The 12689-nt window shown below is 64.7% G+C and carries 17 protein-coding genes; 7 read left to right on the forward strand and 10 right to left on the reverse strand.

The window, feature by feature from the left end:
• Positions 1-8 precede the first annotated feature (8 nt).
• Positions 9-233, forward strand: a complete 225-nt coding sequence (locus IVA87_RS06795; RefSeq protein ID WP_247303396.1) for a hypothetical protein — start codon at positions 9-11, stop codon at positions 231-233.
• A complete protein-coding gene (locus IVA87_RS06800; protein ID WP_247279214.1) occupies positions 230-409 on the forward strand; it encodes a hypothetical protein in 180 nt (59 codons plus the stop codon). The genes IVA87_RS06795 and IVA87_RS06800 overlap by 4 nt, the downstream gene beginning before the upstream one ends.
• Before the next feature lie 51 nt (positions 410-460).
• Here the strand turns inward: IVA87_RS06800 and IVA87_RS06805 are convergent, their stop codons facing one another.
• Entirely contained in the window at positions 461-1183 is a 723-nt protein-coding gene (locus tag IVA87_RS06805) for a DUF72 domain-containing protein (protein WP_247303174.1), read from the reverse strand.
• A 91-nt stretch (positions 1184-1274) separates the two neighbouring features.
• On the opposite strand from IVA87_RS06805, the gene IVA87_RS06810 reads away from it, so the two are divergent.
• Positions 1275-1493: a hypothetical protein gene (locus tag IVA87_RS06810; protein WP_247279216.1), complete on the forward strand. Its 219-nt coding sequence runs from the start codon at positions 1275-1277 to the stop codon at positions 1491-1493.
• Positions 1494-1505: 12 nt separating this feature from the next.
• Here IVA87_RS06810 and IVA87_RS06815 read toward each other — a convergent pair whose 3' ends face one another.
• From IVA87_RS06815 to IVA87_RS06830, 4 genes are all read right to left on the reverse strand, one after another.
• Complete coding sequence (locus tag IVA87_RS06815; RefSeq protein WP_247333054.1) at positions 1506-2654, reverse strand: amidohydrolase; 1149 nt, start codon at positions 2652-2654, stop codon at positions 1506-1508.
• Positions 2655-2927: 273 nt separating this feature from the next.
• On the reverse strand, positions 2928-4016 hold the full coding sequence (locus IVA87_RS06820) for a mandelate racemase/muconate lactonizing enzyme family protein (RefSeq protein ID WP_247303169.1): 1089 nt from the start codon (positions 4014-4016) through the stop codon (positions 2928-2930).
• A gap of 74 nt (positions 4017-4090) precedes the next feature.
• The gene (locus IVA87_RS06825) at positions 4091-5284 is read right to left on the reverse strand and encodes a M20/M25/M40 family metallo-hydrolase (RefSeq protein ID WP_247303167.1); all 1194 of its coding nucleotides are present in this window, start codon (positions 5282-5284) and stop codon (positions 4091-4093) included.
• Positions 5285-5317: 33 nt separating this feature from the next.
• Entirely contained in the window at positions 5318-6565 is a 1248-nt protein-coding gene (locus tag IVA87_RS06830; RefSeq protein ID WP_247303165.1) for an MFS transporter, read from the reverse strand.
• 302 nt (positions 6566-6867) lie between these two features.
• Between IVA87_RS06830 and IVA87_RS06835 the strand changes: the two genes are divergently transcribed.
• The 3 genes from IVA87_RS06835 to IVA87_RS06845 all read left to right on the forward strand — a co-directional run bounded on the left by IVA87_RS06835 (position 6868) and on the right by IVA87_RS06845 (position 9042).
• Positions 6868-8298 (forward strand): TAXI family TRAP transporter solute-binding subunit, encoded by a 1431-nt coding sequence (locus tag IVA87_RS06835; protein ID WP_247303163.1) that lies wholly within the window; start codon positions 6868-6870, stop codon positions 8296-8298.
• Positions 8299-8459: 161 nt separating this feature from the next.
• The gene (locus tag IVA87_RS06840) at positions 8460-8684 is read left to right on the forward strand and encodes a DUF3606 domain-containing protein (RefSeq protein WP_247303160.1); all 225 of its coding nucleotides are present in this window, start codon (positions 8460-8462) and stop codon (positions 8682-8684) included.
• Between the two features lie 178 nt (positions 8685-8862).
• Positions 8863-9042 (forward strand): hypothetical protein, encoded by a 180-nt coding sequence (locus tag IVA87_RS06845; protein WP_247279223.1) that lies wholly within the window; start codon positions 8863-8865, stop codon positions 9040-9042.
• 159 nt (positions 9043-9201) lie between these two features.
• On the opposite strand, the gene IVA87_RS06850 is transcribed toward IVA87_RS06845, so the two are convergent.
• From IVA87_RS06850 to IVA87_RS06865, 5 genes are all read right to left on the reverse strand, one after another.
• Complete coding sequence (locus IVA87_RS06850) at positions 9202-9582, reverse strand: avidin/streptavidin family protein (protein ID WP_247333055.1); 381 nt, start codon at positions 9580-9582, stop codon at positions 9202-9204.
• Between the two features lie 130 nt (positions 9583-9712).
• Complete coding sequence (locus IVA87_RS06855) at positions 9713-10153, reverse strand: CBS domain-containing protein (protein ID WP_247333056.1); 441 nt, start codon at positions 10151-10153, stop codon at positions 9713-9715.
• A gap of 184 nt (positions 10154-10337) precedes the next feature.
• Positions 10338-10607: an HGGxSTG domain-containing protein gene (locus IVA87_RS35225; RefSeq protein WP_346658340.1), complete on the reverse strand. Its 270-nt coding sequence runs from the start codon at positions 10605-10607 to the stop codon at positions 10338-10340.
• Positions 10604-11251, reverse strand: coding sequence for a hypothetical protein (locus IVA87_RS06860; protein ID WP_247303154.1), 648 nt, complete (start codon positions 11249-11251; stop codon positions 10604-10606). Before IVA87_RS06860 ends, IVA87_RS35225 begins: the two co-directional genes overlap by 4 nt.
• 81 nt (positions 11252-11332) lie before the next feature.
• Positions 11333-11542, reverse strand: a complete 210-nt coding sequence (locus tag IVA87_RS06865; RefSeq protein WP_247333057.1) for a hypothetical protein — start codon at positions 11540-11542, stop codon at positions 11333-11335.
• Positions 11543-11696: 154 nt separating this feature from the next.
• On the opposite strand from IVA87_RS06865, the gene IVA87_RS06870 reads away from it, so the two are divergent.
• A complete protein-coding gene (locus IVA87_RS06870; protein WP_247333058.1) occupies positions 11697-12671 on the forward strand; it encodes a tripartite tricarboxylate transporter substrate binding protein in 975 nt (324 codons plus the stop codon).
• Positions 12672-12689: the final 18 nt, after the last annotated feature.

Below are 12689 nucleotides of genomic sequence, written 5' to 3' on the forward strand. Positions count from 1 at the left end.
TGACGATGATGCTCGACCAGGATCTGGCCCGCATTCGTGCGCACCGAAGCAACCTCCAGCGCTATCGGCGCCTGCTGAAGACGAAGCTCTCAGACATCGAACGCCAGTTCATCGACCGACGGCTCGCCGAAGAGCAGGCCGCGCTCGAGGCGCTTGCCGCCGATGTTTTTCCCGCCGCGTTCACGCTGCCGAATATGCAATCGGCTTCCGCCGCGATGGGAGCGGAACGATGAGCGACGTCCGCAACCTCCTCATCCGCGGCAGCGAGAAGGTGATCCAGCACTATCGCCTGCTGCTGGCCAGCGCGAAGACCGAAAGCGAGCGCCAGCTCTATCGGAGCCGGATCGAGCGAGAGCAGCGCCTGCTCGAGACGCTGCAAGACGGTGTCCCCCAGCGATCGGCGGCATGAGGTCCCACGCTGGTGTAGCGACAATCAGGTGCAGCGCAGTGTGGCCGGGCGCTACAGCAATTGCTTCAACGCCCGGGCATCCGCCGGCGCCGCGCTCTTCTGGTCATTGTCGAAATAAACATAGACGTCGCAGCCCTGCCGCTTCCACGATTTGATACGTCGCGCCCATTGCGCCAGCATGGCCTTGGTATAGTGCCCGTGATAGCGCCCGCTCGGCCCGTGTCCGCGCACATAGACGAAATCCGCCGTGCGCTTCCAGGGCGCCGGCGCATCGTGATGATCCGACAGGCACAGCGAGATGTTCTCGTCGGCCAGCATGCGCAGGATGCGCGGCTGGTACCAGCTCGGATGACGGAATTCGAAGCTGTAGCGCCGTTTCCTCGACAACAGCTTGAAGAAGGCGGCGAGGCGGTCCGCGTTCGCCTCGAATTGCGGCGGAAGCTGGAACAGGATCGGGCCGGCCTTGCCGCCCAGCCGTGAGATGCGATCCTCCATCAGCTCGAGGCTGTTGACGGAGCGGTCCGACAGGCGCTTCCAATGCGTGATGAATTTCGACGCCTTCCAGGCGAACACGAAATCGCGGCCGGTCTGCTCGCGCCACCCCTTCACCGCTTCCGGCGTCGGCGTGCGGTAAAACACGCCGTTCAGCTCGGTGGTATCGAACTGTCCGGCGTAGTAGCCAAGCTGCTGCTTCAGCGGCAGGCCTTCGGGAAAGAACGGTCCTCGCCAGGAATCGTAGTGCCAGCCGGAGGTGCCGATCAGAACGCGCGCCATGTTTCACGTGCCATCCGTTGCCATTTGCCGGAGGGAACGTCCGCGCGGCCGATACGTTGCTCGTGAGCTTGATCAACGCAGGACCGAACCGATGTACGCGCTGTTCGAAGGCAACAAGCAGATCGGGGATCCCTTTCCGACCGAGAAAGAGGTGTGGGAGGCCGCCTTGATCGAGGGATTGGTGACCGACGTCCCGGTCGCCGACGAGGAGGGCGGCGGCCGGCTGCTGCCTGCCGGCTATCATGTCGAGCGGGTGGAAGAGGTTTGCGAGCCGCGGCCGGACTGGAAGCTGCCGCGCGAGATCTCCTGAATAGGCCCGCGCCTAATTCGACGCCAGCGCCATCTTGGCGACCTCGGCCATCCAGCCAGATGCGACGGGGAGGATCGCGTCGTTGAAATCGTAGCGCGGGCCGTGCAGCTCCGCACCGTCCCGCAAGTCCCCGTTGCCGATCCAGACGAAGGCGCCCGGCCGCTGCTGGAGATAGAATGCAAAGTCCTCGCCGGCCATGCTGGGCGCGAGGTCGCGCCGCACGGGAGCCTGCACCTTCTCCGCGGCGATGCGAGCAAGCTCCGCTTCGGCCGGCGTGTTGATCACCACACCCACACCCCAGACGATCTCGGGCGTGACCGTGACGCCGAAGCTCGTCGCAATCCCGGCGCAGGTGCGCTCGATCCCCTCGAGGATGGTGTCCTTGACCGCGTCGCGATGGTACCGCAGCGTGCCGCGGATCACGACGCGTCCGGCGATCTGGTTCGGCGCGGTGCCGCCTTCGATGGTGCAGAGCGAGACCACTGCGGTGTCGAGCGGATCGACGCTGCGCGAGGTGATCGATTGCAGCGCCACGATCAGATGGCCGGCCGCCACCACCGGATCGCGCGTCAGATGCGGCATGCCGGCATGTCCGGCATGGCCCTCGATGGTGATGGTGATGCGCCCGCCCGAGGCCATGACGACGCCGTCATGCACCGCGATGGTGCCGGCCGCAAGGCCCGGCCAGTTGTGAAAGCCGAACACCCGCTCCATCGGAAAGCGGTCGAACAGCCCGGCCGCGACCATCGCGCGCGAGCCACCAAAGCCTTCCTCGGCCGGCTGGAAGATGAAATCCACCGTGCCGCTCCAATCGGTGTCGGCGGCGAGCAGTGCTGCTGCGCCGAGCAGCGAGGCGGTATGCCCGTCATGGCCGCAGGCATGCATCACGCCGGGAGTTTTTGAGGCGTAGGGCAGGCCGCTGTCCTCGGTGATCGGCAGCGCATCCATGTCGGCGCGCAGGCCGACGCGCCTCTGCGCATGCCCGCGCATCAACGTCGCGACGATGCCGTGGCCGCCAATGCCTGAGACGAAGGAAATGCCGAGCTCGGTGAGCCTGTCCTGCACGAAGGCAGAGGTCTCCTTCTCCTGCAGGGACAATTCGGGATGCGCATGCAGGTGGCGGCGCCACGCGGTCAGTTTCTGGTGCAGCTCGGGTGTCAAGGCAGGGCTCTTGAGTGATGTCGGTTGTCGCCATCATATCGAAATTTGCGACCCACGCATCTAGCAGGGGGGAATAGCACGCGTGCAGCAACGATGAACGGCATGATTGGTGATGGAGCAATCGTGGCGCGGGCTCCACTTCACCTCTCCCCTTTGCGGGAGAGGTCGGCGCTTAGCGCCGGGTGAGGGTTCTTTCGCCTGGGGGGTTGTCTCCCCAACCCTCTCCCGCAAGCGGGAGAGGGAGCGCACCTCGTTCGCGGCCGCGATTGTGCCCTACGCCGCCAGCTTCGCCAGCCCCTTCCAGTCAAAACCGACGCCGTGGCCGGGACGATCCGGCGCCAGTGCCATGCCGTCCTTCAGCACCAGCGGATGCTCGATATAGGCGTCGAGCCCGAAACCATGCGCCTCCAGATAGGAGCGGTTCGGGCAGGCCGCGAGCAGATGCACGGTGATGTCATGCGCGCCGTGGCTGGTGACGGGCAGGTTGAAGGCCTCCGCCAGCCGCGCGATCTTCATGAACGCACTCACCCCGCCGCAATTGGTGACGTCGGGCTCGGGATAGGACACCGCGGCATTGGCGATGTAGTTCTTGAACTCCCACAGCGAACGCAGATTCTCGCCCGCTGCGATCGGCACACAGCCCTCCTGCATGATCCGCGCGTGGCCTGCGACGTCATCGGGGATGATCGGCTCCTCGAGCCAGGTGAGGTCGAAGGGCTGAAGCGCGCGGGCGGCGCGGATGGCCTCCTCGACGGTCCATTTCATATTGGCGTCCGCCATCAGCGGAAAACCGTCGCCGAGATGTTGTCGCATCGCGGAGACGCGCGCGATGTCGGATTTCAGGTCGGGCCGGCCGACCTTCATCTTGATGGCGCGAAATCCCTTGGCGAGATTGCCGTCGGTCTGCTTGAGCAGCGCCTCCAAGGAAAGATCGAGGTCGATGCCGCCGGCATAGCACGGCACGGCAGCGTCAAAACCGCCGAGCAGACGGAACAGCGGCAGCTTCGCGCGCCGCGCCTTCAGATCCCACAGCGCGATGTCGAGCGCGGAGAGCGCCAGCACCACCGGCCCGCCGCGGCCGCCATAGTGCAGGGCCCACCAGACATGATGCCATATCGCCTCGGTGTCCTCCGCCTCGCGGCCCTCGATGAGCGGTGCAATTTCGCGCTTGAGGATATCCGCAGTCGCCCCGCCATTGCGTCCGACCGTGTAAGTGTAGCCCACGCCTTCGGCACCGTCAGCATCGCGGATGCGGCAGGTGATCAGCTCGAACGCCGCCATCTCGCCATGCATGGAATCGGAGAGCGTAACGGGCAGCGGGATCCGGAACAGTCCGGTCTCGATCGTCGCGATGCGTGCCATGTTTCCTTCCTGCGCTTTTCACGCAGGCTAGGGCGATGTGCGCGCCCCCGCAAGCGCGCACCGTGCAAGGCAGCTCACCGCATCGTCGCGAGCTGCACGGCCAGCGCACAGGCGCGGTCGTATTCGTCAAGATTGATCCACTCGTCGATGGTGTGCGCCTCGTTCTGGCCGGCGCCGAAGGTCACCGTCGGAATGCCGTGGCGGACCATCCAGTTGGCATCCAGGCCGCCATTGGCGGCGCGGACGTTCGGGGTTCCGCCGATCGCGGACACCGCCGCGATCGCGCGTTTGACCACGGGCAGGCTCTCCTTCATGCGGAACGGATAATAGTCGGTCTCGGCCTTGAATTTGACCCGACCGGACTTGCCTTGCGCGTTGGTGACCTTCTTGGCGGCCTTCTCGAACGCGGCCTTGTAGGACCTGGTGATCTCTTTGAAGAATTTTCCGTCGTGGCTGCGGCTCTCGCCGCGCACATGCACGTAGTCTGTGACCACATTGGTGGCATCGCCGGCGGGGCGGCCCTCGCCGCCGGTGACGGGACCGACATTGCTGGTGCCTTGCCGCTTGCCCTTCACCACCTTGCCGAACCAGCCGCCGGCCTTCACCTCGGCAAGTGCGACCGCCATGATCATCGTCGAGGAGATGCCGCGCTCCGGCGCGACGCCGGCATGCGAGGCGCGGCCGAAGATCTCGACGGTCCAACGGTCGGCGCCGACCGCGCCGATGACGACGTTGGAGGCCGAGCCGCCGTCATAGTTGAATGCCATCACCGGCGCGCCGAGCTCGTCGAGCTTGACGTGGCGCGCGCCGTAGAGCCCGCTCTCCTCGCGCACGCAGAACAGCAGCGTGATCGGCGGATGATCGAGCTTCTGCTTGGCAAGCTCCGCGGCCAGCGTCACCAGCACGCCGCAGCCGCAGCGATTGTCGCCGCCGAGCGCGGTCCTGGCCTCGTTCACGATCTTGCGCCCCGATTTCTTCGGCTTGGCGCCGGCGCAGAGCGGCACGGTGTCCATGTGGGTCATGAACATGATGCGTGGCTGGTTGTGCAGCGCGCCGCGGCCGGGCAGGTCGACGATGAGGTTGCCGGTCTCGGTCGGCACGGGAATGCGCGTGTTGGCATCGTCGAGCCGGATCGCCTTCGCCGGCACGCCGCTCTCCCTCAGCGCGGCCGCGAGCTCACGCCCGATCGCCGCCTCCTGTCCCGTCACGCCCTCGACAGAGAGGAAGCGCATGAGGCGGTCGGTGGCGGCTTTGGTGTCGACAGGCATGAATGATTCCTTTGGCGAGCGGGGCGCGTCATCCTATGGGCTTGGCGCGGTGTAAGCCAAGAAGATCAGCACGCCGAATGCGAGCATGGCAGCCATGAACAGCAGCACCGCCGGCAGCCCGGCGAGCGCCGCCACCGCACCGGTGACCGACTGCATCAAGGCCGCGCCGAGAAAGAACGCGAGGTTCACGGCTGCGAGCGCCTTGCCCGCTGTCTGCGCATCGACCAGCTGCCGGGACATGCCGAACAGCAGCGGCTGCGCAGAGGTCGCAAGGCCAATGAGCACGAACAGCACGAGATCGTATTGCGGCGGCATCACCGGAAGGCCGAACAGCACGGAGACCGCGTAATGCGGTGCCCCCAACGCCATCAGCGCTAACAACAGCGCCCCGACCATATGCGTGCCTGCCACAAGCGCGCGGCGGCGGCCCAGCCTGCGGTCGATCATACCGATGCACAGCGGGCCGGCGATCATCGCCAGCGTGAACGCGCCGAGCTGGTTGCCGGCTTCGACCCGCGACAGGTCCTTGACCTGCATCAGCCACGGCCCGCCCCACAGGCCGCGCAGCACCAGCGAGGTCGCCAGCGACACCAGCGCCAGTGCGATCAGGCCGCGCAGGGGCCGCGACAGTCCGAGCCGGAGCACCTCGATCATCTGCGACAGCGGCGAGGACTCGTCCTTGTGCTCGGCCGCCTGGTGCGGCACCAGCGCGACCACGGCGAGCGCCACCGCGACGCCGCCAGCCGCGGAGATCCAGAACCCGGCGCGCCAGCCCCAAGTGTCGACCACGAAGGCGAGCGGGCTCGACGACAACAGCATGCCGATATTGCCGATCGAGAGGATCGCGCCAGACCATAGGCCGAAGCGACTTGCCGACAATTGCTTGGCCGCCAGCGTCATCGGGCACATCAGCATGCCCGAGGTGGCAACGCCGAGCAGCACCTGCCCGACGGCAAAGCTCGCAGGTCCGGCCGCAAACCCCGACGCGATGGCGCCGATCACGGTACCCGCGAGCAGGCTGAGCGAAACGGGGCGCACACCGAAGCGGTCCATCGCCGCCCCGACCGGGATCTGCGCCGCGGCAAAAGCGAAAGGATAGACCGAGGTGAGGCTGGCGAGCGCCTGCGGCTCGATATGGAAATCCGCCGCCATCAGGTCGAGGCTGACCGCAGGAATCGTGCGCAGCAACGTGGAAAGCATGTGCCCGCAGGCGAGCGCGAGCAGCGCGAAGATCAGCGCGCGGGTGCCATCTCCCGCGTCATCCGTGGCAGCGGTCGTCATGAGCGTCCCGTCCCTGGAAGGTTTCAGATCGGCGTACATGATCGTCGGGCGGACGCCAATGGCGGCAGCGGGACCCCCTCATTCCGGAATGTGGCTTCTGGATCACCGCGCGAAATGACCAGGTGCAGACAGCCGGCAATCAGTATGGCGCTTGCCGAGCGCCGGCCGTCACGCCGACGCGCTTGGCAGGCGTTCAGGCTGCGGACGGTTTGTGAACCAGGACGGACGCCAGGACGTTATACTCGGGAAAAACGTGGTATCCTGCCAGGCAGGAAGCGCCATGATCTGCGGCAGCAGCGGCAATGTCTTCGTCCGAGAGTCCAAGTCAGACGACCAGCGACGCGGCCCGCCGAGAGCGGAGAAGGAGCAATTCGTTACTGTTGGTCCTCGCCGTTGGATTTCTTGTTTTTGGCGTCGCGGCGGGTGCACTCTATTATGCGTTACGGCCGGACATTCTGCGGATCGCCGTTGGACCGCCGGGCAGCGACGACTACAAAACAATTCAGGCGATGGCCGATGCCTTCGGCAGCGAAAGCCGAACGATCAGGCTGGCTCCGATCAAGACCGAAGGGGCGGTGGAGTCTCTCGCCCTGCTTGGAGCGGGCAAGGCAGATCTTGCCGTCGGCCGCGGCGATCTGGAAATGCCCGCCGAGGCGCAGACCGTTGCAGTCGTGCGTAAGAATTTCGTCGTGCTATGGGCGCCGTCTGGACTTGCCGGCAAGAACTCCAAAAGAAAACCCTCGCCGAAAATCAAGGAAGTCGCCGATCTCGCCGGACGCCGTGTCGGCGTGATCGGGCGGACCCCGGTGAACGCCGCGTTGCTGCGGGTCATCCTGAGCGCGTCCGGAGTACAGGCGGACAAGGTCGCGGTGGCGCAATTTGGCACTGACCAAATCGAGGAACTAGCACGCGATCTCACCCTGGATGCATTCATGGCGGTCGGGCCCCTCGACAGCAAGATCACATCCGATGCGGTGGCCGCAACGGCGCGGGTGCGCGGCGAGCCGAAGTTTCTCCCCATCGAGACATCGGAAGCGATCGCCCTGAAGCACCCCCGCTATGAATCCGAGGAGATTCCGCCCAGCGTCTTCAATGCTGATCCGGCTTGGCCGGATGACAAAGTTGAGACGGTCAGCGTCAGCCACCTCATCGTGGCGAGAAAGAGCTTGCCCGAAACGACGGTCGCCGCGTTTTTCCGGCAGCTCTTTGCCGTTCGTCAGGCGATTGCGAGGCAGGTCCCCGGTGCGGCACACATCACCAAGCCGGACCTCGAGAAGGACTCCGAGCTGCAGGTACATCGGGGAGCGGCCGCCGTCATTGACGGCAATGAACGCACCTTCCTCGATCGCTATGGCGATTACTTCTGGTTCGGGCTCCTGCTTCTCTCCGGAATCGGCTCGGCCGCCGCCTGGTTGCGCCGCTATTTGAACCGCGACGAAAGGGAGGATAACACCAGCCATCGCAAGAGAATCCTGGCCATGGTTTCCAGCGCGCGGACCGCGGAATCCAACCAGGAACTACTGGCCCTGCAGCGTGAGGCCGATGCCATCATCGCCGAGACGCTCGAGTGCTACGATGACGGTGCTATCGAGGAAGAGGAGCTCGCGGCATTCGGGCTGGTGCTCGACCTCTTGAGCAATGCCATTGCCGAGAGGCGAGCCGCGCTGCAACGGGCTAGCTTCGAAACCGTTCGCGGCGCGGCAACAAGCCATGGCGTCACGCCGCGCGGATAAGGGCAGCCATCTGAACCTGTCGTAGCGGGCTCCGCGGCGCCTGCGACGGCTGCCATTCGCCGCCTCGCCGTACTCACTTCCCTTCTTGAGTGGCCTTCCGGTCGGCGGACGCAGGAACCAAAAAGACATCGTCGCTCTTACCTCGGTCAGGAGACCTACTCATGCTGTCCTCAAAACCGCCACGGCCCATTCGCACAACGCTCGATCTTGCGAACGCAGAGCAGGTCAAGTCTGTACGCAGGCGGCTTCGCATCTCAGCTACCGATCTGGTCAGGATCGTCGACAAGATCGGCAACTCTCTAACAGCCATAGAGAAGGAAGTGGAGCTCGAAAAGCTCACCGTTCAGCAGTGTAATGCCAAGAACGCGCCCACGACCCTCGAATAAATTTCGAGTCATCCCGTCGAAAAAGGAGAATTGCTATGAACGGCCTGATTTACCTCATAGGCCTAGTCGTTGTGATCGCGGCCATTCTTTCGTTCTTTGGCTTGCGATGACGGTCTCGGTCCTGCAGGCTGACGCACCGCCGATCCGGTGAAATCGTTCGCAATTTCGCGTGCAGCAAATGGTTGATCCGCACCAGGTGAATACCATCATAGCCACGACGATTTGTGCGTTCTTCAAGGGACATCCTGACGCCCAAATCGGAGCGGAAGAAGCCAAGCTGCTGGCCAAGCAGATCACTGAAGCGCTGAACGGGGCTGGGCTGCAGATTGCTGCCGTCAATGAGATCACGCCGCGCTAGCCCTGCCGCTGGTGGGGATTTAGCTCGATGCGTGGAGATCGGGCTTGGCGGCGGCGGCGGCAGCCGTGCATCGTTCGGCGCGAGATCGAACATGTGCGCACCGTTTGGGGCACCGTCGGGTCATTTGTCGGCCAGGATCGTCGGATCCGGGGCTGAGCGCTAGCTCCGTTCGAATGTATCGACGTTCGTTGTCACGGCGCGCCACCAATTCACCGCTTTCAGCTTCGCCGGCTCGCCCTCGCTGGAGGCGCTCAGCGCTTGGTCTGCAATCACGACCCAGGCGGTCTCCATCTTTCCGTGACGCAACAGTCCGGTGTAGGAGACGGCCCGGTCGCCCGTCGCAGACGAGCCCACCGCGACAAAGGCGATGCAATTGCCCTTGTGAAACCCGGTGATCGGCACCGCTTGCCCGTAAAAGCCGCTGTCTTCGAGCGCGGTCTCGAAATTCCCCTCGATGCGGCCGTTCGCATCATCAGTGATGCGCAAGATGGAGCCGAATTGATTTCGCCAATTGCCGACCCAGGCCATCTCGGTTCCCATGCCGGTTCTCCTACGCTCGTCCATTTGGCTCGGCGCGCAGCCGGGCAGCCTGTCCACTTCCTTCGCGACGCCGCCCGGCTCTGGCTGATCTTGCTGCCCCTTCGAACGCCTCGAGAGGCGCGACGGTGCTTCAGCCGGAGATCGCGCCCGCGTGCTGTCCGCCTGCCTGTGAAATCCCATGCAGCGCCTTCGCGGCACCGTCGCCCGGCTTGCACACGGCGATGTCGCCGAGCGAGATGATGCCGACCAGCCGCTTGTCTCGATTGAGCACGGGCAGCCGCCGCACCTGGATGTCGGCCATGTTGCGGGTGACCTCGTCGATGTCCTGGTCGTCGAAACAATATTTGACGTCTGCCGTCATGACGTCACGGACCGGCGCATCCGGTCCCAAGCCCATCGCGACACCTCGCGTGGCGATATCGCGATCTGAGATCATGCCGACCAGGCGGTCATCGTCGGTGACCGGCAACAGCCCGACATTGAGCGTCGCCATCGCCTCGGCGGCCTCCCTGATGGTGTCTTGGGGTGTGCAAAGCTGCACGTCGTGGGTCATTGCGTCGCTAACTCTCATTGGAAACCTCCATCGCTGATAGGCCGCCAACAAAAATCGCTGGCGGTCGTTCCTCCGGGAGCAGGTCGCCGAAGGCGACGAATTCATGACGTGGCGATGGCGTGCCCATGGCAGGTTTCTCGGGAGCGACAGCGCATTTGACTGACCTGCCACGGACCATCTGGCGCGTGGGGCGCACTGCAACTTACTTTAAGTCATTCAGAAGCTTCCATGCTTCATCCAGCAAGACCTGAACCTGCCGTCGCTCGGCGACACTATCCTTTGTGAACATTCCGTGCTTCCGCGCATTCTGATTTCCCTTCGGCGCGCCGGATCTCCGTGCGCCGCCGTGCATGCGGCAGCGGACCTTGCCGTGCATTGCCGGCGCACGACAGACGGTGCCGCTGCGCGTCCGTGCGCCGCAGCGCGGGCTCGACTGCATTGCATCCGTGTTGCGGACGTGCTCGCTGCTCATGCGCTCGCGTCATTTTCCACGCCGAGTCCGTCTTGTCCGCCCTCGCGTGCCGGCGCCGTTTCTGCCTCCGCCGCGCCTGGCTGCGCCACGATCACGCTCGCATGCTGGGTGACGTTGCCCACAATAGCGCTGCCGCCGTCCTGCACCGACACGTTCTGCACCGTGATGGCGCGCTCGCCATTGCTGCGGTGGCGGCTGAGCGCCTCGGTCTGGGCTGCAAACGTGCGGGCCAACCGGGTCAATGCGCGGGTGATGCCTTCCTGCTGCTGAAGATTGTCGGTGAGGGCGAGGCGAAAGGCGGAGCGCATCGCCGCGACGTGGACGGACACCATCTGCGCCATCAGCATGGTTTCGATGGAATCCCTAGGCCCGATGCTCTTCATCATCGAGATCATGAAGGCGAGATTGGCCTCGTCCGGCTTTTGGTTGATCACGCTGGCCTTGAGCAATTGCTTGAGGATGCCATGCAGCGCGTCGCGATCGACGGCACCGAGCGCCTCGGCCAGCAGCCGCTCGCCGGCTTGCGGGTCGGGATGTTGGATCGTCAAGCGCCGTCGGGTGAGCTTGATGCGAGGCGTGGGTCTGCCGCGGTCCGTTGTTGCCGCGGCGGGTGCCGTGCTGGTGCAATTGAGAGATGTCGTCATGTCCTGGATCCCTTGGCCGAAGAGGCGCGAGCGCTTGCCGCGCGAAGGCGCGTCACGCTGGGCGCGCGGTGATTGCGATTTTCAGATGTCGATGAAGGGCTTATGCGCAACCAGCTCGATGTGCCCGGGGGCTGGAACGGCCTGGACGCTCACGGCTGCTGCGATGATGCCATTCTGCCAGTGTTTTGCCCGACGAGTCAATTCGATTTCGCAATACCAGAAATTCCGCTCGTGCTGCGCAAGCCCTTGTTCCGACAGCGGTCCGCTACTGTGCATGGGTTGTTTTCGCATTTTTCGTTGCAGAGCTGCTCTCTCGTGCCGCGCGGCGGAATGCCTGCGTGCAAACGTGATTGCGAATTTTGGCGGAGCCGCCCATCATGAACTACGAGCGCGTCGCGCCAACAAGCATGCACAAGCGGCGCGACGAGGTCTGGGGAGGGAACGAATGCAACGAACGCTTCGCCTGCTGGCGATTGTCGCCGGATTGTGCGTGACGACACAGGCGCTCGCGCAGAAATATCCGGCGCGGCCGGTTAAGATCATGGTCGGCTTCAGCGCCGGCGGCCCGGTCGACGTCGTCGCGCGCATCATCGGCGATCGCTTAAGCAACAAGCTCGGACAGCCCTTCGTGGTCGAGAACCGCGCCGGCGCCAACGGCATGATCGCGGCCGAAGGCGTCGCGCGCGCGGACGCGGACGGCTACACCATCCTCGCCTGCAATTCGTCCACGATCACGCTCAACAAGACGCTGTTCAGGGATATCCGCTACGATCCGGAGAAGGACTTCGCGCCGCTCACCACGGTGGTCTCGGCACCGCTCGTGCTCGTCGTCAATCCCGAGAATCCCAAGACGACGAACATCAAATCGCTGGCCGATCTCGTCGCCGCCGCGAAGGCCGCGCCCGGCGCGCTCGCCTACGGCTCGGGCGGCAACGGCAACCTCGCGCATCTCGCCATGGAGCTGCTCGGCCAGAAGGCCGGCATCAAGATGATCCATGTGCCCTATCGCGGAGGTTCGGCGTCCGAGGTCGCCCTGCTCGCTCAGGAGGTGCTGGCGGTGTTCGATCCGCTCTCCGCGGTGCCGCTGGTGAAGGCCGGCAAGCTGCGCGCCCTCGCGGTGTCCTCAGCCGAGCGGCTGCCGTCGCTGCCTGATGTGCCGACCGTTGCGGAAGCCGGCTATCCCGGCTTCGATATCTCGTTCTGGGTCGGCTTCTTCATGCCGAAGGCGACACCCGCGCCGATCCTGGAGACGCTGCACCGGGAGATCATCACTGCTGCCAGGGATCCGGCGGTCGAGGATAAGCTCGGCTCGCAAGGCGTGGTCAGTGTGCTCAGCCCGACCGAGTACGCCGCCAAGATCGCGAAGGAGACCAAGGAGCTCGCCGACGTCGTGGCGGCCGCGAACATCAAGGCGGAATAGGAAAGTCTGCTTGGCTTG

Source organism: Bradyrhizobium sp. 147 (genome assembly GCF_023073935.1).
Classification (GTDB): Bacteria; Pseudomonadota; Alphaproteobacteria; order Rhizobiales; family Xanthobacteraceae; genus Bradyrhizobium.